The following is a 22,701-nucleotide window of genomic DNA, read 5'->3' as shown; positions in this document are numbered from 1 at the left end:
AGGAGGACGCATCATGAGCGTCAAGTTCATCGGCTATATCGGCTTCAACAACGGCTCCGAAACACAATCCGCGGTGCGCAGCCGTGCGCTCGACACCGACTATGTCGATGCCGCGGCGAAGGCGCAGGAGGAAGGCGGCTTCGATCGCGTGCTCATTCCCTTCGGTTCCAACAGCCCGGAAAGCCAGATCGTCGCGGCCCATGCCGCCGCGCGCACCACACGCCTCGGCTTCCTCGTCGCGCATCGCCCCGGCTTCACCCAGCCCACCGTGGCGGCGCGCCAGTTGGCGACGCTGGACCAACTGTCGGGCGGGCGTGTCGCCGTCCACATCATCACCGGCGGCGCGGACGATGAAATGGCGCGCGACGGCGACACGAAGACGGTCAAGGCGGAACGCTACGCCCGCACCGACGAATATCTAACCATCCTGCGGCAGGAATGGACCGCCGCCAAACCCTTCGACCATCAAGGCAAATATTACGACATCCGCCAGGCATATAGCGCGATCAAGCCTGACAATCTCCCAGTCTTCTTCGGCGGATCGTCGGACGAGGCGATCGAGGTCGCCGGCCGGCATGCCGATGTCTATGCGCTCTGGGGCGAAACCCTTGCCGCCGTGCAGGACACCGTTCGTGCTGTCCGCAAGTCCGCCGCCCGCTACGGCCGCAGCCCCGGCTTCTCGCTCTCGCTCCGCCCGGTGATCGCCGACACCGAGGAAGCGGCGTGGAAGCGTGCTGCCGAGATCGAGGAGCAGGTGCGCGAGAACCGCGTCGCCGCCGGCCTGCCGCTCACCGGCCATCGCCCGCCCAATGCGGGCTCGCTCCGCCTCCTCGAAACTGCCAGCGCCAACCGGCAGGACAAGCGCCTCTGGACCGGTGTCGCGGCGCTCACCGGCGCGGCCGGCAACAGCACCGGCCTTGTCGGCACGCCAGAGCAGGTGGCCGACGCTATGCTGGACTATTACGACATCGGCATCGACCATTTCCTGATCCGGGGCTTCGATCCGCTGGGAGACTCCATCCTCTACGGCCGCGAACTGCTGCCGCGCGTCCGCGCCAGGGTGGCCGAGCGCGAAGCGGCCGGTCTCGCGCTGGCGGGCTGATCCATGCCGAAAAAGAAGACTGTCGTCCTCCTGTCGACGGCCCTCGTCGCGGTGGCGGGCCTCGGGCTCGCCGCCGCGACCTTTTCGCGAAATGACGACAATGTCCTGCGCGTCGCCAACCAGAAGGGGCAGGTGAAGGCGATGATGCTCGCCTCGGACGCCCTTGAAGGCGCGCCCTACACGGTCGAATGGTCGGAATTTCCCGCAGCCCAGCCTCTACTCGAAGCGGTCGGCGGCGGCGCGGCGGATCTGGGCCTGGCGGCGGACGCGCCCTTCATCTTTGCCTATCAAAGCGGCAGCCCGGTCAAGGCGATCGCGGTGCAGGCCCCGGCCAATCAGGCGCGCGAAGCGCTCGCTATCCTAGTGAAGGCGGGCTCCCCGGTTCGGGGCGCACAGGACTTGGCCGGCAAATCGGTCGCCACGACGCGCGGCTCGATTGGCCACCATCTTCTGCTTCAGGCGCTCGAGCGGGCCAACATCCCGGCGGACAAGGTGCGCGTCACCTTCCTGCCTCCAGGCGACGCAAAGGCCGCATTCGACAGCGGCGCGATCGACGCCTGGGCGACCTGGACGCCCTATACCAATGTCGCGATCAAGGAAGGCGCGCGCGCCGTGGTGGACGCCAAAGATTATGGCCTGCCGCTCTATATCGACATCGCCAACGAAGACTCGATCGAACCCAAGCGCGCGCTGCTCGCGGATTTCCTGAAAAGGGAAGCCAAGGCCGTTGCCTGGGCGCGGCTGCATCCTGACCAGTTCGCGCAGGTGCTCTCGAAAGAAACCGGGCTGCCGCTCGATATCGCGCGCGCCAGCTTCGAACGGAGCAACCGCGTGGCGCGCCCGATCGACGACGGCATCGTCGCGCATGAACAGGCGATCACCGCCCGTTTTCAGAAAGCCGGTCTTATCAATAGCCCGCGCGATGTGCGGCTGGCTTTCGACGGCAGCTTCGACGGCCGCAAAGAATAAGTTTTTCGCGAACAAAACAATCTTCAGTTTAGCTGAAGTCATCGGTGGATGATCGAACTCATTTATCAATTAAATTCGTAGAGAATAGACCGCCCTCAACATCTCGTGGGGGACCCATTACAATGAACAAATGCCGTCTTCTCCTTGTCTCGACAGCGCTTTCGGCTGTTTCTTTCACTGTCTCGCCAGCCGGCGCGCAGGGCGTCGTCGCGCCGGAGCAGCCCGCCGAGGACGCCGCTGCTGACGCAGGCACGATCATCGTCACCGGCGTTCGCGGCGCGCCCCGCACGGTCGCGGAAAGCCCTGCGCCGATCGATGTCGTCGGAGCGGAAAAGCTGCAGGCGACCGGCTCCGCCGAGTTCGGGGAGGCGCTGTCCAAACTGCTTCCCTCGCTCAATTTCGGTGCCACCAATGCCGGCGTCTTCTCGATCGGGCGCCCCGTCACCAACCGTGGGCTCTCGCCCGCCTATACGCTGGTGCTGGTCAATGGAAAGCGGCGACACAACGGCGCCTTCCTCAACAATTCGCCGACCGACACGTCTGGCGCCAACCCGGTCGACATCGACCTCATTCCCACCAGCGCCATCGACCGGATCGAAGTGCTGAAGGATTCGGCCGCCGCCCAATATGGCACGGACGCCATCGCCGGCGTGATCAACATTCAGCTCGCGAAGAAGGAAGGGCTGAGCGGCGATTTCACCTATGGCACGCTGTACGACGCCAACGGCGACCCGGACAGTTGGAAGGGCACGATCCGCTACGGCACGAAGATCGGCGACAATGGCGGTTTCCTGACGATCAGCGGCGACATCCGCAAGCGCGGCGGCGCGTGGTGGAACCTGGCTGCGACAGACACCAACCTCTACGGCCTGCCCGCCGGTCGCACCATCGATCAAGTGGTGGCGACGAGCGGCCTCACCCGCGCCCAGGTGGAGGCGAACGTCGCCGCCGCCAACGCCCGCAACGCGCAGTGGAACCGCGACGGGGCGCATAATGGCGATCCTCAGGTCAAGGCGTTCAACCTCAGCTACAATGCCGAGCTGCCGGTGACGGAAAATGTCACCCTTTATAGCTTCGGCACCTATGGCGAGCGTGACGCGCAGATCGGCAACAATTTCCGCCGCCCCAACAGCACCGCCAATTTCACGGCGCAGTTCCCCGACGGCTATTATCCACTCAACAATATCGAGGAAAACGACTTCCAGTTCGTCGGCGGCCTGCGCGGCACGCTGGCGGGCTGGGATTACGACATCTCCTCATCGTTCGGCCGCAACTACAGCCATCAATTCTCCAAGCTGTCGGTCCGTCCCTCGCTGGGGCCGACCGGCCCGACGCAATGGCCCAACCTCGCCAATTTCGAGTTCCGGCAGTGGACGCACAATGTCGATCTGCACCGCAGCGTCGACATCGGCCTCGCCCGGCCGCTCGAAATCTCGGTCGGCGGCGAATATCGGCTCGACCGCTTCCGCACCTTCGCCGGCGATCCGCTCGCCTATCAGCCCGCGACCTACACGTTCAAACCGGGCGACCAGCAATATGACTGGAATGTCGGTCGCATCGCCTCCCCGGTGGTGCAGGGCGCGATCGTCCTGTCGCCGGCGGACGAAGCCGACATCAGCCGAAAGGTCTATGCCGGCTATGTCGACCTCGGCATCTATCCGACCGACGCCTGGTATATCGGCGCGGCGATCCGGGCCGAGCATTATGACGACGGTTCGGGCAGCCCCATCGGCCTCAAGCTCAACAGCCGCTACGAAGTCACCCCGACGCTGGCGATCCGCGGAACGGTCGGCACCGGGTTCCGCGCGCCGTCGCTGACGCAGATCGGTTATGCGCAGACGGATGGCCGCACCTCCTCCTTCTTCAATCCCGCCACCGGCCAGACCGAACTGCGCCCCACCGTCGCCAAGCTTGTGACGGCGGACTCGACCGTGGGCCAGCTGCTGGGCGCAAAGCCGCTCAAGGCGGAAAAGACCTGGAACGCCGGCCTCGGCTTCGTCTTCACGCCCGCGCCGTCGCTGTCGATCACGCTCGACGGCTACTATATCCGCATCCGCGATCGGGTGGAGCGCACCGGCCGCCTGTTCGGACCCGGCATCTCGGCGATCCTCGCCGCCAACGGCCTGTCCGACATCGAGCAGGCAGAATATTTCATCAACGCCGCCGACACGGAAACCAAGGGCTTCGACCTCGTCGCCGATTACAGCCGCAATCTGGGCGATCTCGGCAAGATCGGCCTGACGCTGGCCTTCAACTATTCCAAGACCGAGGTGACGGATGTCGTCGCCACCCCGTCGCAGCTGTTTGCGGCCAATGGCACATCGCTGCTCGGCGCGGGCTCGGTCTTCTTCGGCGGCGACAAGATCGGCGAGCTGGAAGTGCTTCAGCCCCGCACCAAGCTGGTCAGCACCGTCAACTGGCAGAAGGGCATTTTCGGTCTCAGCGTCACCGCCACCCGCTACGGCAAATATACGCAGCGCACGGCAGCGGGCGACGATCGCTATTTTGGCGCGAAGATCATCACCGACGCCAGCCTCAGTGCGAAAGTCACCGACTTCGCGACTCTCTCGGTCGGCGCGACCAATCTCTTCGACGTGCGGCCCGAAACCAACGGGCCGGGCAATCCCCAGACAGGGCAGGGCTATTATGGCCCGTCGCCCTTCAATCCCGCAGGCGGCTATTATTATGGAAGGATCGCTCTTGCCTTCTGATCGGCGCACCTTCCTCGCCGGTGCAGCCGCTCTCGCCCTCGCCGGTTGCGGTGAAGGCGCGAAGGGCGGCCGTACCAGGCTGGTGCTGGGCGATCAGGTCCATCTGCTCCAGTCGAAGGCAGAAGCGGCGCACGCGCTCGGCAACCTGCCCTATGACATAGAATGGGCCAATTTCGCCGGCGCCGCGCCCCTGCTCGAAGCGCTCAACGCAGGGGCGGTCGATACCGCGCCGGCGGGCGACCTGCCGGTGGTGCTGGCGGCAGCGGCCAAGGCGCCGCTCAAGATCGTCGCCGGAACAGGTTTCTCGACCCGCGACATCGGCATCATCGTGCCCCAAGGTTCCCCCGTCCGTCGCGTTACCGATCTCGCCGGCCGCCGCGTCATCGTCTCCAGCGCGCGGGGCAGCATTTCCCACTATCTCCTGCTCGAAGCGCTCAAGGAGGCACATGTCGACCGCAAGGCGGTGGATATCGGCTTCATGCTGCCCAATGACGCAGCCGCTGCCTTCAACGCGGGAAGGATCGACATATGGGCGACCTTCGGCACCTATCAGATCGCGGCGGAACTGGCCGGCGCGCGGCTGATACGCGACGGCGAGGGAATCAATAGTCCCTTCGCCCTGATCGCCGCGTCGCAGGCGGCGCTGGACGATCCGGCCAAGCGCGCCGCGCTGCGTGACGTTCTTGGCCGTCTTCAGAAGGCTGCGCTCTGGTCGGCGGACCATCCGGCCGCTTATGCCGCTATCTTGGTCGAGCAGACGAAGGTGGACCCGAGGGTCGCCGACATCATGGCCAACCGGCAGCGCGGGATACTCGTTGCCCCCGACGACGCCGTCATCACGCCGCTCCAGCGCGTGGTCGATCGCTTCCATGCCGACGGCGAACTGCCCGCCCATGTCGATGTCGCCGCGATCGTCGACCCAGGCATCTTCCCAGCATGAGCGGCGCTTCGCGACCCTTCATAAATCCTCATTGGGCGGCCGCCTGCCGTCCTCTTACTATCGCGCCCAAAGGAGCATCGCCATGGCTACAGTGTTGAAGGACGACCGATTCCGCCACAGCGGCATCAGCGAAGCCGAATGGAAGGTCCGCGTCGATCTCGCCGCCTTCTATCGTCTCTCGGCTCTCTACGGCTGGGACGATTTCATCTACACCCACATCTCCGCCCGCGTGCCGGGGCCCGACCATCATTTCCTCATCAACCCCTTCGGCCTGATGTTCGACGAGATCACGGCATCCAGCCTGGTCAAGGTCGATCTCGACGGCAACGTCATCGGGAACAGCGACTATGGCATCAACTATGCCGGCTATGTGATCCACTCGGCGATCCATGGCGCGCGCGAGGACGCCCATTATATCGCGCATTTCCATAGCGCCGATGGCATGGCGGTCTCCGCCCACGCCGACGGATTGCTGCCCTTGAACCAGCGCGCGCTCGCGTTGATTCCCCGCCTGTCTTACCATGACTATGAAGGCGTCGCGCTCAACCTTGACGAGCGCGAACGGCTGGTCGCGGACCTTGGCGATACCAAGGTCATGCTGCTCCGCAACCATGGCACGCTGGCACTGGGATCATCGCCGGGCGAAGCGTTCAGCGGCATCTATCATCTGGAGGAGGCCTGCAAGGCGCAGGTCCGCACCCTCGCTGTCGGCCGCGACAACATCCTTATCGCCCCCGAAGCCGCGCAGGAGGAAGTGCGCCGCCAGATGAGCCGGGAGCGCCTGCCCGTGGAGGGCGCCAAGTCCCATTACGATCTCGTCTGGGAAGCCGCGCTTCGCAAAGCGCAGCGCCGGTCGCCCGGCTTCGACGCCTGAGGGATCACGCCATGACCAAAAGACAACTCAAACTCGGCCTTGTCCCCACCGGCGTCGGCGGTCCCGGCGACAGCAACCGCTGGCTCGATCCCGACATTCCGGAGGACGCCAGCGTCAATATCGCCTGGACCATCGACATAGTGCGCCAGGCCGAGGCAGCGAAGTTCGACCTCGTCTTCATCGTCGACAGTCAGTTCATCACGCCCCACTCGCCACCCCATTATCTCAACCGGCTGGAACCGCTCACCCTCCTGTCGGCGCTGGCGGTGGCGACGAAACAGATTGGCCTCGTCGGCACCTTCACCACCTCCTACAACGACCCCTTCGGTCTCGCCCGTCGCCTCGCCTCGCTCGACCTCATCAGCAAGGGGCGGGCCGGCTGGAATGTCGTCACCAGCGGGGACGCGGGAACGGCGAGCAACTTCAGCCTGCCCGAACATTTCGACTATGACACCCGTTACCGCCGCGCGGTCGAGTTCCTGGATGTCGCACGCGGCCTCTGGTCGAGCTGGGAGGAAGGCGCACTGGTCCGCGACCGCACGACCGGTCAGTTCCTCGATCCCGCCCGGCTCCACCGCCTTGACCATCACGGCGAGTTCTTCCAGGTCGCGGGGCCGCTCAACATCCAGCGCTCGCCACAAGGGGAACCGGTCATCTTCCAGGCAGGCGACAGCGATCAGGGCCGCGATCTGGGCGCGAACATAGCCGACGCCATCTTCACCCATGCCGCCACGATCGAACAGGGCCAGGCTTTCTACGCCGACCTCAAGGGCCGCGCCGCCCGCCTTGGCCGTAACCCGGACGAGATTGTGATCCTCCCGGGCTTCTTCATCTATGTCGGCGATACCGACGCAGAGGCGCAGGAGATTCAGCGCCGCTACCGCGAGCAAGACCAGAGCTTCGACCAGGCGCTGGCCGAATTCGGTCGCCCGTTCGGCTGGCATGATTTCCGCCGCTATGATCCCGAGGCGCCCTTCCCGGTCGCAGCGCTCGATCATGCCAGGAGCAGCTTCTACACCCAGGCCAAGCGCATCACCGACGAAGCGATGGCGCAGGGCTGGACGCTGCGGCAGGCGGTAGAGAAAGCGCGCGCCAGTCGCGGCAGTCCCTTCGTCGGTTCACCCGAAACGGTAGCGAACGAAATCCAGCGCTGGTTTGAGGAGCGCGCGCTCGACGGACTCAACGTCCATCTCGGCCACCCTGAACAGCTCACCCGTTTCACCGAGGAGGTGGTGCCGATCCTCCAATCGCGTGGCCTGTTCCGCACCGACTATGAAGGCGACACGCTGCGCGCCAATCTCGGCCTCCCCATCCTGCCGAGCCGCCACCAGCGCGCTCCCGCGCGGCGGGACGCGGCCTGAACCTATGACAAATCATCGCCGCAGCGCCATCAACTCTCATTGGCGGCGCAGCGCGTCGGCGGCCATCATCACGTCAATGCAAGGAGACGATGATGGCGACTATCCTTACTCAGCCCCTCAAGACCCGCTATGCCGCCCTTCAGGCCGAGCGCGAACGCAACTGGTCCGCCGCGCAGCTTGAAGCCAATGCTCGCCAGCGCCGTCTGTTGATCGAGCGTTTCGATCCCGCCGCCATCGCCCAGCCCGGCGACCTGCTGCCCGACTTCGTCTTCGCGGAAGTGGACGGCGGGGAACTGACGCTGAGCGGCCTGACGAAAGGCGGATCGGCGCTCTTCATCTTCTTCCGCTTCGCCGGTTGCCCGGCGTGCAACATCGCGCTCCCTTATTATGCCGAGGCGCTCTACCCCGAACTGCGTCAGCGTGATATCCTGCTGGTCGCCCTCAGCCCGCAGCAGCCCGACCGGCTGCGGGAAATCAAGGATCGGCATCAGCTGCCCTTCCTAGTGGCCACGGATGCGGATAATAGCCTCGCCCGACATATCGGTATCGCGTTTGAGCCTGATGACAGACCTTCGCCGCCACCCGCCGGCTGGATTGGCGAGGTTACGGGGACGGGCACTTGGGAACTGCCCCAGCCAGCGGTCCTGCACCTGGGTGCAAACCGGGCCGTGAGGTCGTTGCAGGTCAGCCCCGACTGGCTGCAAAGACCCGAAGCGGAAGAGATATTGCAGAAAATTGCCTAAAGCCCGCGAAATTCGCGCGTTACGCCAGTAGCAGCGGGGTTGAAGTGGTGGCAGGCCGATAAAGGGCCGTTAGATGGCGGCCTTTGATATTGGGCAGCGACCGGACACCGGCCGCACGATAGCGTTGGAAAATGGCGCGCGGCCCATCGATCGGCCGAGCGTCGATTGGCACGACCGTCCGAGCACAGAACCGGCGGAGAAGCGGGCGGCCTTGAACGGGGTGCCGGTCTTTGCCGAAAAGGTCCAGGCGTAGTGGTCAGGATGCGCATGCCCCCAGGCGCGGGCGAGGCGCGCGGTGAAATCGGCCACCAGCGCCGTTTCCGCGATCGCGGTGTCGCTGGCTGCAAGGAAGGCGAGGCTGGTCGGAACGCCGCTGCCATCAGCCAGAACATGATCGCCATTTTCCAGTACGGCTATGCCAATATAGCTGCCCCGGGTCGACTAGGCGTCGATCGCTCCGCTGGCGAGAACCGACTTCGCTTCGCCATTGGCGAGATGGATCCATTGCACGTCTGTCGGCTCGAGCCCCGCCTTTTCCAGCGGTTTGAGGGCCAAATCCTGCCCGGCGGACCCCTTTATCGTCGCCAGCCGCTTGCCCTTGAGGTCGGCGAGCGTGCCGATCGGCGATGGTTTCGGCTGGCGCTGTTGCCATGGTGCATTCCTTTCCTGCCAGTGCGACTCCCCTGACGGTAGCGACGCACCGATGGGTAAGTCAGCCAAGCCCGGCATTTCCCATGAATAATTTTGGGCCCTGATGACCAACGGGCCGAGCAACGCTTTTACGTCCCTTTGCGTCGACCTATTGGCATCGCTCGCGGACGATCAAGAAGTTTCAGAGAATCACGGGCCCAAGCCAGCAATTCCATTGAACAAATTCAGCGGTGATTGAGCAGCACTCATTATCTTCCCTCGCGTCAGCGGCCTAGCCTTCGCGCCAAATCGGCAGGAGGAACAAGCATGGGTCACGGGACCGAACGGCAATTGCATCTGGGCGCAATATTGGAAGGCGTGGGCGCCGACCATCATAGCTGGCTCGACCCGGAGCTACCCGGCAACGCCAGCATCGACATTAGCTGGTATATCGAGAATGCGCGGCTGGCGGAGGCGGCGAAGTTCGATTTGGTCTTCATCATCGACTCGCCCTACATCACCCCGGACACCGCGCCGCATTTCCTGAACCGGCTGGAGCCGCTGACTTTGCTGTCGGCGGTGGCGGCGAGCACGTCGAGCATCGGCCTCGTGGGGACGCTCACTACATCCTATTGGGAGCCCTATAATGTCGCGCGGCAGTTCGGCTCGCTCGACCACATCAGCAGGGGCCGCGCGGGGTGGAACGTCGTCACCACCGGCCTCGAGGGCGCGGCGCACAATTACGGGCGCGACGTGCATTTCGAGCATGGCGTGCGTTATGCCCGCGCGCGTGAGTTCGTCGAGGTGGTGCAGGGCCTGTGGGACAGTTATGAGGATGACGCCTTCCCGCGCGACCGGGCGGCGGGTGTCTTTTTCGACAAGAGCAAGCAGCACCGCCTTGACCACAAGGGCGCGCATTTCTCGGTCGCCGGGCCGTTGGCGCTCAGCCGTTCGCCGCAGGGGCAGCCGGTGATCTTCCAGGCCGGCGACAGCGGCGAAGGACGCGCGCTGGGCGCGGCCATTGCTGAGGGCACCTTCGCTGCGTCCCAGGATTTCGAGAACGGGCGCGCTTATTATGCCGACCTCAAGGCGCGGGCGGCGGCGATCGGGCGAAACCCGGACCTCATCAAGGTGATGCCGGGTCTCGTCCCCACCATCGCCGAGACGGATGAAGAAGCGCAGGCGCTTGCGACGGCGCAGCAGGGCAGCCTCAGCATCGACAAGCTGCTGACGCAGGTCGGACGGGCGTTCAACTATCATGATTTCTCGGGCTACGATCTCGATGCGCCGTTCCCGGACCTGACCGGCGTGACGCTCAACAGCTACAAGGGGCAGGCCGAGCGGATCATCCGCGTGGCGGCAGAGGAGAAGCTGACGCTGCGCCAAGCGGCCTATCGCTTCGGCCAGTGGAAGTCAGACTTCGTGGGATCACCCGAAACGATCGCCAACGAGATCGAGCGCTGGTTCACCGGGCGCGCGGCAGACGGCTTCATCCTGCGGGTGACGAGGCCAGGCGACTTCGCACTGTTCCGCGAGAAGGTGGTGCCTATCCTCCAGACGCGGGGCCTGTTCCGCACCGAATACGCCCATGACACGTTGCGCGGCCATCTGGGTCTGCCTGTCCCTGAGCATCGGCACGCCCAGGTGCCGGTCGCCATCGCCGCGGAGTGAGCGACATCCTGACACAGCGGTGCGACGTGCTCATCATCGGCGGCGGGATGGCAGCAGCCTGGGCCGCCATCGCCGCCGCAAAGGCGGGCGCGGCCACCATCCTGGTCGACAAGGGCTATGTCGGCACCAGCGGCGTGACCGCGACGGCCGGGCCCAACCACTGGTGGATACCGCCCGATCCGGCGCGCCGACGCGAGGCGATCGAGCAGAAACTCGCCGCCGGACTTGGGCTGGGCGATCCGGCGTGGATGGAGCGGGTGATCGACACCACCTGGCGAATCCTGCCCGACCTGTCGCCCTATTACCGCTTCGGGTCGGACGGGAGGGGCGGCACCTATTATAGCGGCGTGCGCGGACCGGAGTATATGCGCGCGCTGCGTGCCTATGCGGTGGCGGCGGGCGCGCGGATTCTGGACCATCATCCCGCGCTGCAGTTGCTGACCGACGCGGAAGGGGCCGTAGTTGGGGCGCGGGGGCATGCGCGACTGGCAGGCACGGACTGGGAGATACACGCAGGCGCCGTCGTGATGGCGACGGGCGGCTGCGCCTTCCGCTCCGGCCTCATCGGCAGCCATGGCAATACCGGCGACGGCTATCTGATGGCGGCGGAGGCGGGCGCGGAGCTTTCCGGCATGGAATTCTCCATCCAATATACGGTGTCGCCCGCCTGGGCGTCGACGCGAACGCTGCCCTATAGTGCTGCCCGCTATTATGATGCGGAAGGCGCCGAGATCGTCACGCCGCCGCGCGGCCATGCACATTATCAGGCGCTGGGCGCGGCGCTGCTGAAGGGGCCGGTATATGCCGACCTGATCGACGCGCCTGCGGAATTGCCGCCGATCCTGAAGGATATCCAGCCCTTCACCCCGCCGCCCTTCGTTCGCAAGGGCGTGGACCTGTTCCGCGATCGCTGGCCGATCAAGCTGTTCGGCGAAGGCACGATCCGGGGCAATGGCGGGCTGCGCATCCTGGATGAGAATTGTGGGACCAATGTCGCTGGGCTTTATGCCGCCGGCGACGCCGCGACGCGTGAACTGGCGACGGGGGCGGTCAGCGGCGGTGGGGCGGTCAACAGCGCCTGGGCGCTGACATCGGGCCAGATCGCCGGCGCCGCGGCGGCACGGCGGAGCCTGGCGTTGCGCGACAAAATGGTAGGCGCGGCGCGGGCAGTGGGATCGGCAGGGATAGCGCCTGCGTCCGACGAGCGAAGCATCGACCGCAAGGCGATCGAAGCAGATGTCGATCATCATATGAACAGCTACCAACATTCCCTGTGGCGGAGCCGTACGCAGCTCGGCGATACGCTTGCTTTGCTCGATACCCACTGGCGCATGATCGGCGATCATGGCTGGGCGCAGGGGTCGCGGCTCGTCGCGCTGCGCGAGACGGCGGCGCTGACCGCCACGGCGCGCTGGTGCACGGCGGCGGCGCTCGCCCGCAACGAGAGCCGTGGCATCCACGTCCGCGTCGATGCCCCCGCGCTAGATCCGGCGTGCGGCGTGCGGCTGCTCACCGGTGGACTCGACCGGGTGTGGACCCGCCCCGAACGCCGCGCCTATGCGGAGGCGGCGGAATGATCGCCCATATTTTCGAGGATCTGTGCAACGGCTGCCACCGCTGCGTGGCCGTCTGCCCCACGCATGTGCTGGATGTGGGCGACGGCACGCCGGTGATCGCTCGTCTCGACCAGTGCCAGACCTGCTATATGTGTGAACTTTATTGCGAGGCCGACGCCCTCTATGTCGGGCCTGACGCGCACGTCGCCGAAAGCGTCGATCCGCAAGCGATCCGGGCATCGGGGCACCTCGGCCGCATCCGCCGCGACCATGGCTGGGACCGGCCGGACGAGGCCGGGCATCTGGACCGATACCGGCTGCTCGGCCCCCTGTTGCAGGAGGGTGGGGAGACTGCCGCACGACGCTACCGCACCCTGGCCGCGGGCGGAACGGACACCGCCGATTGAGATAGTTTTCCAGCCTTATTGGGGATCGTCATGCCTCAGGCGACGCCGCGCCTGATAGACGTCGCATCTTCGGAAAAATGGTGGTCCATGCCCATGATGCTGTCCCGTCGCCACACTCTCGGCCTTCTGGCCGGCTCGCTTCTCACCGCCTGCGCGGGCGATGGCGCGGCCCGCAAGGGCAAGCTGTTCGTCGGCGACCAGCGCGGCGGATCGCGCGTGGTGTTGCAGGGGGCGAAGCGGCTGGACGATGTGCCATATGAGATTATCTGGTCGCAATTTCCCAATGCGGCGCCGCTGCTGGAGGCGCTGAACGCCGGCGCGATCGACAGTGGCATCGGCGGGGATTCGGCGTTCATCTTCGCCGCCGGCACCGACGCGAAGATCAAGGCGATCGGCGCGCAGGCGACGCGCGGCATGGGGCCGGTAGTGCTGGTGCGGCGGGACTCGCCGATCCGGTCGCTTGCGGATCTCGCCGGGCACAAGGTCGCGACCCCGCGCGGGTCGATCAGCCACAATCATGTGCTCGCCGTGCTGGAAGCCTATGACCAGCCCTACGACACGGTCAACTTCGCCTTTCTCTCGCCCTCGGACGGGCGCGCGGCGTTGCAGAGCGGTGCGGTCGACGCCTGGGCGATCTGGGACCCCAACGCCGCCATGGCTGAGCAGGACGGCGCGCGCATCCTGCCCGGCAAGCAACATCTTGTGCCCGGCTATGGTCTGATGTTCGGGCGCGAAGGCGCGATCGCCGACAAGCGCGCCTTGCTTCAGGATTATCATGACCGGCTCTATGCCGGCTGGAGGTGGGCGGCGCGCAACCGCGACGCCTACGTCGCGCTGATGCACAAGGATACGGGCCTTGCGCTCGACATACTGCGCATTATGCAGCGCCGTGCGGACCGCTTCCCCGCCAAGGTCGACGATGCGCTGATCGCCCAGCAGCAGGCGACCGCCGACCGCTATTTCCGCGCCAAGGTGATCGATCGCAAGCTGGACGTGCGGCCACTGTTCAACACCAGCTTTTCATGAGCCGCTACTCGGCCGCCCATTGGGGCGTCTATGAGGTCGAGGCCAATCCGGGCGGCGGTGCCCCCCACCTGTCGCCGCTGGGAATGGACCCCGATCCCAATCCGATCGGTCTCGATCAGCTCGACGACAGCGTCACCGGGTTGCGCGTCGCCCGTCCGGCGATCCGCAAGGGCTGGCTGGTGGGACGGAACCGCGAAGGACGAGGCGAGGAGCCTTTCATCGACCTCCCTTGGGATGAGGCGCTCGACATCGCCGCCTCCGAGATCGAGCGGGTGCACCGCAACCATGGCAACGACGCGATCTTCGGCGGCTCCTATGGCTGGTCGAGCGCCGGCCGCTTCCATCATGCGCAAAGCCAGCTCCACCGCTTTTACAATATGCTGGGCGGCTATGTGCGCAGCGTCGACAGTTACAGCCTGGGTGCCGGGCGGGTGCTGATGCCGCACATCGCGACCTGCATGGACGAGAGCAACGCCTCGCACACGAGCTGGGACGTGCTGGAGGCGCATTGTACCCTGTTCGTCAGCTTCGGCGGCGTTCCGCTCAAGAACACCCGCGTCTCCTCCAGCGGCGCCGGCCGGCATCGCGCCCGTTCCGGTCTGAAACGTCTGCGCGAAGCCGGCGCGCAGATCGTCAATATCGGCCCGGTCGGCGACAATCTGGGCGATAATGATGCGAGCGAATGGATCGCCATCCGTCCCAATACGGACACGGCGATGATGCTGGCGCTGGCCTGGGTGGTGCTGCACGATCCGCTGTTCGACCGCGGCTTCCTCGACAGTCATACGGTCGGCTTCGACATATTCCGCGCCTATCTGCTGGGGGAAGCGGACGGGGCGCCCAAGACGCCCGGATGGGCCGCCGCGATCACCGGCGTTCCCGCCGCCCGGATTGCCGCGCTTGGCCATGACCTGCTGCGCCACCGCACGATGCTCAACTGCGCCTGGGCGTTGCAGCGCGCCGCGCATGGCGAGCAGCCCTTCTGGGCGCTGGTGACGCTCGCCGCGATGGTCGGGCAGATCGGTCTGCCGGGGTGCGGCTACGGCCTTGGCTATGGCGCGATGAACGTGATGGGCAGCCCGCATCCGCGCCTGCCCGGCCCATTCCTGCCGCAGGGGCGCAATGGCGTTTCGGCCTTCATCCCCTGCGCGCGCATCGCCGACATGCTGCTGCGTGCCGGAGAGCGCTTCACCTATAATGGCGGGGTCCATCGCTATCCCGACATAAGGCTTGTCCACTGGGCGGGGGGTAACCCGTTCCACCACCATCAGGACCTCAATCGGCTGAGACAGGGCTGGGCGCGGCCCGACACGATCATCGTGCAGGAACAATATTGGACCCCGGTTGCGCGGCAGGCCGACATCGTCCTGCCCGCCACCCTCTCGCTGGAGCGCGACGACATCGGTTTCGCCACGCGCGAAGGACTGTTCGTCGCCATGCGCCAGGCCGTCCCACCACAGGGCGAGGCGCGCGACGATCACGCCATCTTCGCTGCGCTAAGCCGCCGGCTCGGGACGGAGCAAGCCTTTACCGAACGGCTCGACACAATGGGCTGGCTTCGGCGCCTCTATCGCGAAAGCGCGGAGAAGATCGCCACCACCGGGATCAACCTTCCCGAGTTCGACCAGTTTTGGGAAAACGGCCTGATCGACCTGTCCGCACATGATGCGCCGTATGTCATGCACGCCGATTTCCGCCGCGATCTGCGAGCGTACCCGCTGCCGACGCCATCAGGCAGGATAGAGATTTTTTCCGAGCGGATCGCGCGTTTCGATCTTGCCGACTGCCCCGGTCATCCGGTCTGGCGCGAGCCGTTCGAGTGGCTCGGCCATGAGAAGGCCAAAGTCTATCCGCTCCACCTCCTCTCCGACCAGCCGGAACGACGGCTGCACAGCCAGCTCGACGCAAGCCCCTATAGCCGTGCGGGCAAGGTGGCAGGACGCGAGCCGGTCTATCTCAATCGCGGCGATGCGGCGGCGCGCGGCATCGCCGATGGTGATCTGGTCGAACTGTTCAATGATCGCGGCCGGTGCCTGGCGGGTGCGATCCTGAGTGATGCGATCATGCCGGGGGTGGCGCGACTTGCGACCGGGGCTTGGTTCGATTCCGGCCCGAACCTCGAACGCCATGGCAATCCCAATGTGCTGACGCTCGATCGCGGCGCTTCCGGCCTGTCACAGGGCTGCGTCGCCCAGACCTGCCTGATCGAAGCGCGGCGGTTCGAGGGCGAACCGCCGCGCGTTACTATATTCGATCCGCCTCAGATCTTGCCGCGCAGCGTCAGCCCATAGAGGCGCGGCTCGCCGATCGCCGCCATCGCCACGCCATAGGTCGCGTTGACGCTGATCGTGTTGTAATAATCCTTGTCGAACAGGTTGCGGACCCAGACCGACACGTCCCACCTGCCGTCGGAGCGACGCAGCCCCGCATGGGCGCCGAACAGGGCGGAGCCCGGCACGCGCGAGAAGGGATCGAGATTGACCGACGCGAAATAGCTGGAGCGGTAGCTGCCGTCTGCGCCGACATAAAACTCCTTCTCGCCGCCCGCCGGATGGACATATTCAACCGTACCGCCGAGCGACCATTTGGGCGCGCCCGACGCCTGCCGGCCCGACAGGTCGATCGAGGTCCGGTAGCTGTTCAGATAGTCGGGAACCGCGTTCGTATACCGCGTATATTTGGCATCATTATAGGTCGCGGCGAAGGTCGCGCTCAGCCCCTCGACCGGGGCGAAGCGGGCGTCGAGCTCAACACCGCGCGACCGCAGCGTGCCGACATTGGCGATATAATAGGCCGCCGGGCTGACCTGCGTATTGGCGTAGTTGGCCTGATAATTCTGGTCTTTTGTCCAGAACAGCGCCCCGTTCAGCTCGACCGCGCCTTCCGCAAGCCGGGATTTGACACCCAGTTCGAAAGCATCGACCTTTTCGGGCTTCACGAAGACATCGACGCCCAAAGTCTGGCGGACGAGGTTGATGCCGGGCGACTTATAGCCGCGCGAATAGCTGTAATAGGCGTGGACATCGTCCGACACATCATAGGCCGCGATCAGCGTGCCCGACAGATTGTTGCTGTTATTCTTGACATAATAGCTCGCTACAGCCGCGTATGCGGCGCGCAAAGCGATGGCTGTCGCTTGGACCGCTGCGGGCAGCGCGCTGATCGGCGTCACATCACCCCTTGCCTCGGCGTCGTACAGGCCGGTCTTGTGCTCATAGGTGTAGCGCAGCCCGCCCGTCACGCGGAAGCGCGGCGAGACGTTCCATGTCGCCTGCCCATAGGCGGCATAGCTATGGGTCGCGGGCACGACATGGGCGAACGCCTCCAGCCCGTCGAGGATCACCGAGGGCAGCGGAGAGACAGTCGCGGTGGGGGTGTTGGCTGTGCGGAGCCAGCCGACTGCGTCGCGGCCATAGACCGTCCGCTGCTTGTCGTCCGCCTCCTGCCAGAAGAAATAGAGGCCGGCGCTGAAATCGATCGTGCGTTCGCCGGTGGATGCCAGGCGGAATTCCTGGCTCACCTGCTGCTGGTCGGTATCTACGACGCCCAGCGTCGAGATCTCCGCACCGATCTGGTCCCCGTCATAATTGGGGATCCACTTCCAGTTGCGATAGGCGCTGATCGACGTGAGCGTCACGCCCGGCAGATCGACGTCGAGCTGCGCTTGGAAGCCGTAGCTCGGCATCTTGTCATATTGGCTGCTGTCGAGATCGACCTGCCTGTCGAAAGCGTTCACGCTGCCCGGCGCATAGCCCACATCGGCGGCGCGGCGGTAGAAGCCGCGCACCTGCATGCCGTCGTTCAGGGTGGTGGGCAGGACGCGGGCGATGCTTTGGAAGCCCACATCGCCCTTCTGGATCGAATAATCGGCGATGAAGCGCAGCCGGACATTGTCCGCCGGCTTGTAGAGCAGGTCGAAGCGCGCCGAATGATTGTCCAGATTGTCCCAATCTTCATTGTAGACGATGTTGCGAATGAGGCCGCTGCGCGAGGTCCGCAGATAGGACAGGCGCACCGCCAGCGTGTCGCTGAGCGCTGCGTTGAGGCTAAGATATCCGCGAGCATAGTCGTAATTGCCGTAACTGGCTTCTGCCCTCGCTTCATTGGTGAAGCTTGGCGCGCGAGTCTTCACGTCGATCGCGCCGGCGACGGTGTTCTTGCCCAACAGCGTGCCCTGCGGGCCGCGCAGCAACTGGATGCTCTCTACATCGATGAGGTCGGTGATGACCGATCCGGTGCGCGGCCGATAAACGCCGTCGACATAGAGGCCGACGCCCTGTTCCAGCCCGTCGTTGGTGCCGCCCGAATTGGTGCCGATGCCGCGGATCGTGATCGTCTGGTTGCGGCCGCTGAAGCCCTGGATGTTTAGGCTTGGCAGTTGCTGGATCGACTGCTTGAGGTTGAACGCGCCCTGCGCCGCGATCCTATCTCCGCTGATCGCGCTGATGGCGATCGGCACTTTCTGGGCGTCTTCCTTCCGGTAACGGGCGGTGACGACGATGTCCTGCACCGCCGCCTCGCCGGCTTCGCCCTCCGGCTCGGGGCTCTGGGCGAAACTGGTCGCGGGCAGCGACAGCGCGGCAGCGCTGCCCAACAGGGCCAGGATGATATGGGCTGGACGACGATGCATGTTCTTCCCCTCGATGAATCGGGGACCGCATAGGGAAGGACAGCCCGATGCATCCAATGCGCATCGCGCGGCGTCCTATTGCGAATGCGAAAGCATTGAGCGCTGCTCAACGATGAATGCGTCATGCCGTATATATCCGGCTGGGTAACGCGCTGTCTGCGCTCGTTTCCTCGATCCGGCCGCCCTCGGTTAACGCCGCTCATACAAACGTGAAAAATTCTCAACCCGCGTTTCGGACCATTTGCCAGCGGCCTCTTTCGGCTAAGGCGGCGCCGGCGACAGGAGACATCTTCATGAAGTATCGGACATTGGGACGGACGGATATCAAGGTCAGCCTCATCTGCCTCGGCACCATGACCTGGGGATCGCAGAATAGCGAGGCGGAGGCGCACGCCCAGCTCGACTATGCGATCGGACAAGGAATCAATTTCATCGACACGGCCGAAGGTTACCCGGTCACGCCTGTCAGCCGAGAGACGCAGGGGAAAACCGAGGAATTTATCGGGAGCTGGCTCGCTAGGCGCGGCAAGCGCGACGACATCATCGTTGCGACGAAGGTCGCAGGCCCCTCGCGCGATCCCGTACGGGAATTTCGCGGCGGCAACAACCGGCTGGACCGGCGCAATATCGAGCAGGCGATCGACGACAGCCTCAAGCGCCTGCGGACCGACTATGTCGATCTCTATCAGGTCCATTGGCCCGACCGCCCTGTGCCGTCCTTCGGCGCGCGCGGCCTCGCGCAGATCGACGACATGCCGGAAATAGTGCCGATCGAGGAGACGCTCGACGCGCTCGCCGGCCTGGTCAGGGCCGGCAAAGTGCGGCATGTCGGTGTCTCCAACGAGACGCCTTGGGGCGTGTCCGAATATCTGCGGCTCGCGCGCGATCAGGGGCGGCCCCGCATCGCCTCGATCCAGAACGCCTATAATCTCCTCAATCGCACGTTCGAGGGCGGGCTTAGCGAATTCGCATTGCGGGAAGGGGTCGGTCTTCTCGCCTATTCCCCCTTGGCCGGCGGCAACCTCACCGGTAAATATCTAGGCGGCGTCATTCCGCCTGGCTCACGCCGGGGTGTCGCAAAGCAGTTCGGCCGCTATGACCTGCCGGGGCAGGGGACGGCCAGCGCCCGCTATGTCGCCATCGCTCATGCGCACGGCCTAGATCCGGCGCAGATGGCGCTCGCCTATGTGAACAGTCGTGATTTCGTGACGGCCAACATCATTGGCGCAACATCCATGGAACAGCTCGAAGTGAATATCGCAAGCACCAGCATCGTCCTGTCGCCCGAAGCCGTCGCGGCCATCGAAGCGGTGCATCGGGAGATTCCCGACCCCTGCCCCTGACCGCCCCGGTCGAGCGCCGGTTGATGGCACCCCGCCCATCGCCTGCCACCCCGTTCCCCTACCCATGAGCGGCCAATCCGCTCCGATCAGCAACACTCATTGGTTGAGCCGGCTTTCTTTCAGGCTCAGCAAAGTTCATTATACATTCTCTACTAAATTAGTAGTTTTACCGCCAAGGGCGTAAGCCCTGGGGGGCATTGTTCCGATGAGGCGATATGGAGGCGTAATCCTCAACCGGCAGCTCTTGCCCATGTGTCGATCGGCGTCAGGCGCTTTGAGCGCCGCGACGCCCGAGCCTCAGCCAAGAAGGATATCATATGCCGTCGATCAATCGGGAGTGGCTGCGCGCAGCCGCCGCCCTGCCTGTCGTTTCGTTCGCTCTCCTGTCGATCGAGCCAGCGTTGGCAACGGAACCGACAAACCCTGTGAAAGCGCCGGACGCCGGCAACGGCCTTGGCGATATCGTCGTCACAGCCACCCGAAAGGAAACCAGGCTCCAGTCCACGCCCGTCGCGGTCAGCGTGATCGACGAGACCTTTCGCAGCAACCAGAATGTCCTGACGACCCGCGATCTCGCCGGGCAAATACCGGGCCTCTACACGCCGCCAACCGGAATCACGCCGCTGACCAATACCTTCTTCATTCGCGGCATCGGCAACAGTGATCCGATCTTCGACCCAACGGTCGGCATCTATATTGACGATGTCTATCTGCCGCGCGCGATCAACGGCATGTCGGACCTGACCGACATCGAACGGATAGAAGTGCTGCGAGGGCCGCAAGGCACTCTGTTCGGAGCGAATTCGGCGGGCGGCGCTGTTCGTTACGTCACGCGTACGCCGGGCGACAGACTCAATCTGCGGTTTGACGCCGGCTACGGCAATTACAAGGCCTTCAATGCCCACGCCTATGTCGCCGGCCCGCTGATGCCGGGCCTGCTGGCTGCAAGCATCGCATTCGCGCATGACGAGCATGAAGGCTATACTTGGAACCCATCACTCCAGCGTCGCGTGAACAACCAGAATACAGATGGCGGCCGCGTGAAGCTGGTCTTCACGCCGTCCAGCACGCTGAAGTTCATCCTCACCGCAGACGGCACGGTCGATCATTCGCAGGCCGCGCAATATGTCCCGACCACCTATAACGCCACAAATCCCGCCTTGTCCGGCTTGGGCGCCATCACCGGCGGGACGCTGTTCAGCCCGACGCAGTTTTCGGCGTTCGGGGACAATGTGAGCTATGCCGGGCGCTACGGCATCAACCGGTCGCACTCCGGGGGGCTTACGGGCCGGATCGACTTCGACCTCTCGCCGCATCTCTCGATCCACTCGATCACCGCGTTGCGCGCGTTCGACCAGAACCCGGTCAACTACAATAATGACGGCCAGAACCGCCTTCCCTACAACAGCGCCCAGCCGCGCCGGGTCGACATCTCGGACAACTATATCGTGTACAAGCAGAAAAGCTTCACCCAAGAGTTGCAGGTGCAGGGTGACTGGAATCGCCTCGATTTTACTGGCGGACTCTATTATCTGTTCGAAAATTTCCGGAGTAACCGCATCGGCTATGTCACCGGCCTTCCAGCGTCGGACACCGCGCTACCGGCCGCGCCATTCGACCAAATCGGCAGGACGATCACCCGCAACTATTCGGCCTATCTGCAAGCCAATTATCGTCTGACCGACCGGCTGACGCTGACAGCCGGCGGACGCTACATCACCATTCGCCGGGCCTTCGACTTTCAGGGCGTGAATGACGACCTCGACGGCAATCCGATCGATCCGACGCTCTATCCGCAGGTGCGGACCGGGGGTGCGATCCCGGCTCTCGGCGTCAACATCGCCGCATCCCAGATCAACTTCACCAACGCCAACGTGCTCAACCACAAGACGTGGAACGCCTTCACTCCGAAGCTCGGCCTCTCCTATCAGGTCACGCCCGCCATCTTCCTGTTCGCAAGCTTTGCCAAGGGCTTCGACGCGGGAGGGTTCAACAATCGCGCCCTCAACCTCGCCACCGCTCTGCCATACGCACCGGAAACGGTCAGCACCTATGAAGGCGGCGTTAAAAGCGAGTGGTTCAACCGCCACCTGCGCGTCAACCTGACGGGCTTCTACAACGACTACAAAAATCTCCAGACGGCCGTGTCAGCCTTCAGCCCTATTTCTGGCACCTATGTGAGCACCCGCGGCAACGCGCCGGCGGCGTATACCCAGGGCTTCGAGCTGGAGACATCCCTACAGCCGGTCGACAATCTGTCGCTGGCGCTCAACGTAACGTACCTCAAGACGCGGTTTGACGACTATTCTGCGCCGACCCTGGGAACGGTTCCGGCCTACAACTACACGGGAAAGGCGTTTTCGGGCCAGCCGGAATGGCAATATTTCGCTTCGGCGGATTATGGCATCCCGATCGGCGGCGTCGGCACGATCAAGCTGGGCAGCAGCGTGAACTGGCAGACATCCTATTTCTCCGACCTGCTCAACAGCCCGCAATATCGAATCGGCAACAAGCATTTCGTGAACGGGTTCATCGGCTTCACCACCGCGAACCGGCGCTGGGATTTCACGCTGACGGCCCGCAACATTGGGAACGCCTTCTACTTCTCGACCCTTTCACCGGTCAGCACGCCACTCAGAGCCGGCCCCTTTGCGGGAACGCAGCTTGTTCAGGGCGCGCAAAACGCGCCCCGGACCATCTTCTTCAAGGTCGTATATCAATATTGAAGGCCCCTTGGG

General features: G+C 64.5%; 17 protein-coding genes. 14 read left to right on the top strand and 3 right to left on the bottom strand.

Going from position 1 to position 22,701, the window contains the following annotated elements:
• Positions 1 to 13: 13 nt before the first annotated feature.
• From MRBLMA1_RS14585 to MRBLMA1_RS14555, 7 genes are all read left to right on the top strand, one after another.
• Entirely contained in the window at positions 14 to 1,102 is a 1,089-nt protein-coding gene (locus MRBLMA1_RS14585) for an LLM class flavin-dependent oxidoreductase (protein ID WP_363737574.1), read from the top strand.
• Positions 1,103 to 1,105: 3 nt separating this feature from the next.
• Positions 1,106 to 2,071: an ABC transporter substrate-binding protein gene (locus MRBLMA1_RS14580; protein ID WP_363737572.1), complete on the top strand. Its 966-nt coding sequence runs from the start codon at positions 1,106 to 1,108 to the stop codon at positions 2,069 to 2,071.
• Positions 2,072 to 2,193: 122 nt separating this feature from the next.
• Complete coding sequence (locus MRBLMA1_RS14575) at positions 2,194 to 4,782, top strand: TonB-dependent receptor plug domain-containing protein (protein WP_363737570.1); 2,589 nt, start codon at positions 2,194 to 2,196, stop codon at positions 4,780 to 4,782.
• Entirely contained in the window at positions 4,772 to 5,722 is a 951-nt protein-coding gene (locus MRBLMA1_RS14570) for an ABC transporter substrate-binding protein (RefSeq protein ID WP_363737568.1), read from the top strand. The genes MRBLMA1_RS14575 and MRBLMA1_RS14570 overlap by 11 nt, the downstream gene beginning before the upstream one ends.
• Positions 5,723 to 5,804: 82 nt before the next feature.
• The gene (locus MRBLMA1_RS14565) at positions 5,805 to 6,596 is read left to right on the top strand and encodes a class II aldolase/adducin family protein (protein ID WP_133652505.1); all 792 of its coding nucleotides are present in this window, start codon (positions 5,805 to 5,807) and stop codon (positions 6,594 to 6,596) included.
• An 11-nt stretch (positions 6,597 to 6,607) separates the two neighbouring features.
• On the top strand, positions 6,608 to 7,957 hold the full coding sequence (locus MRBLMA1_RS14560; RefSeq protein ID WP_363737566.1) for an LLM class flavin-dependent oxidoreductase: 1,350 nt from the start codon (positions 6,608 to 6,610) through the stop codon (positions 7,955 to 7,957).
• Positions 7,958 to 8,049: 92 nt separating this feature from the next.
• The gene (locus tag MRBLMA1_RS14555; RefSeq protein ID WP_133652710.1) at positions 8,050 to 8,700 is read left to right on the top strand and encodes a peroxiredoxin-like family protein; all 651 of its coding nucleotides are present in this window, start codon (positions 8,050 to 8,052) and stop codon (positions 8,698 to 8,700) included.
• Positions 8,701 to 8,769: 69 nt separating this feature from the next.
• Here MRBLMA1_RS14555 and MRBLMA1_RS14550 read toward each other — a convergent pair whose 3' ends face one another.
• Positions 8,770 to 9,009, bottom strand: a complete 240-nt coding sequence (locus MRBLMA1_RS14550; RefSeq protein ID WP_363737565.1) for a hypothetical protein — start codon at positions 9,007 to 9,009, stop codon at positions 8,770 to 8,772.
• A gap of 132 nt (positions 9,010 to 9,141) precedes the next feature.
• The gene (locus MRBLMA1_RS14545; RefSeq protein ID WP_363737563.1) at positions 9,142 to 9,420 is read right to left on the bottom strand and encodes an ABC transporter substrate-binding protein; all 279 of its coding nucleotides are present in this window, start codon (positions 9,418 to 9,420) and stop codon (positions 9,142 to 9,144) included.
• 237 nt (positions 9,421 to 9,657) lie between these two features.
• Between MRBLMA1_RS14545 and MRBLMA1_RS14540 the strand changes: the two genes are divergently transcribed.
• Genes MRBLMA1_RS14540 through MRBLMA1_RS14520 form a run of 5 tightly spaced genes read left to right on the top strand, consistent with a single transcriptional unit; the run spans position 9,658 to position 16,281 of the window.
• Entirely contained in the window at positions 9,658 to 11,001 is a 1,344-nt protein-coding gene (locus MRBLMA1_RS14540; protein ID WP_133652501.1) for an LLM class flavin-dependent oxidoreductase, read from the top strand.
• Positions 10,998 to 12,578, top strand: a complete 1,581-nt coding sequence (locus MRBLMA1_RS14535) for an FAD-binding protein (protein ID WP_363737561.1) — start codon at positions 10,998 to 11,000, stop codon at positions 12,576 to 12,578. Before MRBLMA1_RS14540 ends, MRBLMA1_RS14535 begins: the two co-directional genes overlap by 4 nt.
• Positions 12,575 to 12,964: a ferredoxin family protein gene (locus MRBLMA1_RS14530; protein ID WP_363737559.1), complete on the top strand. Its 390-nt coding sequence runs from the start codon at positions 12,575 to 12,577 to the stop codon at positions 12,962 to 12,964. The genes MRBLMA1_RS14535 and MRBLMA1_RS14530 overlap by 4 nt, the downstream gene beginning before the upstream one ends.
• A gap of 30 nt (positions 12,965 to 12,994) precedes the next feature.
• Positions 12,995 to 13,990, top strand: a complete 996-nt coding sequence (locus MRBLMA1_RS14525; protein ID WP_363737557.1) for an ABC transporter substrate-binding protein — start codon at positions 12,995 to 12,997, stop codon at positions 13,988 to 13,990.
• The gene (locus MRBLMA1_RS14520) at positions 13,987 to 16,281 is read left to right on the top strand and encodes a molybdopterin-dependent oxidoreductase (RefSeq protein ID WP_363737555.1); all 2,295 of its coding nucleotides are present in this window, start codon (positions 13,987 to 13,989) and stop codon (positions 16,279 to 16,281) included. Before MRBLMA1_RS14525 ends, MRBLMA1_RS14520 begins: the two co-directional genes overlap by 4 nt.
• On the opposite strand, the gene MRBLMA1_RS14515 is transcribed toward MRBLMA1_RS14520, so the two are convergent.
• The gene (locus MRBLMA1_RS14515) at positions 16,251 to 18,620 is read right to left on the bottom strand and encodes a TonB-dependent receptor (RefSeq protein ID WP_363737554.1); all 2,370 of its coding nucleotides are present in this window, start codon (positions 18,618 to 18,620) and stop codon (positions 16,251 to 16,253) included. The genes MRBLMA1_RS14520 and MRBLMA1_RS14515 overlap by 31 nt on opposite strands.
• Positions 18,621 to 18,913: 293 nt before the next feature.
• Here MRBLMA1_RS14515 and MRBLMA1_RS14510 point away from each other — a divergent pair, with 293 nt between their 5' ends.
• Complete coding sequence (locus MRBLMA1_RS14510) at positions 18,914 to 19,963, top strand: NADP(H)-dependent aldo-keto reductase (RefSeq protein ID WP_363737552.1); 1,050 nt, start codon at positions 18,914 to 18,916, stop codon at positions 19,961 to 19,963.
• Positions 19,964 to 20,280: 317 nt separating this feature from the next.
• Positions 20,281 to 22,689: a TonB-dependent receptor gene (locus MRBLMA1_RS14505; protein WP_363737550.1), complete on the top strand. Its 2,409-nt coding sequence runs from the start codon at positions 20,281 to 20,283 to the stop codon at positions 22,687 to 22,689.
• Positions 22,690 to 22,701: the final 12 nt, after the last annotated feature.

Source organism: Sphingobium sp. LMA1-1-1.1 (assembly GCF_040676365.1).
Taxonomy (GTDB): domain Bacteria; phylum Pseudomonadota; class Alphaproteobacteria; order Sphingomonadales; family Sphingomonadaceae; genus Sphingobium.
Note: the sequence above shows the minus strand (reverse complement) of the source record. Positions and strands in the feature narration are given on the sequence as shown.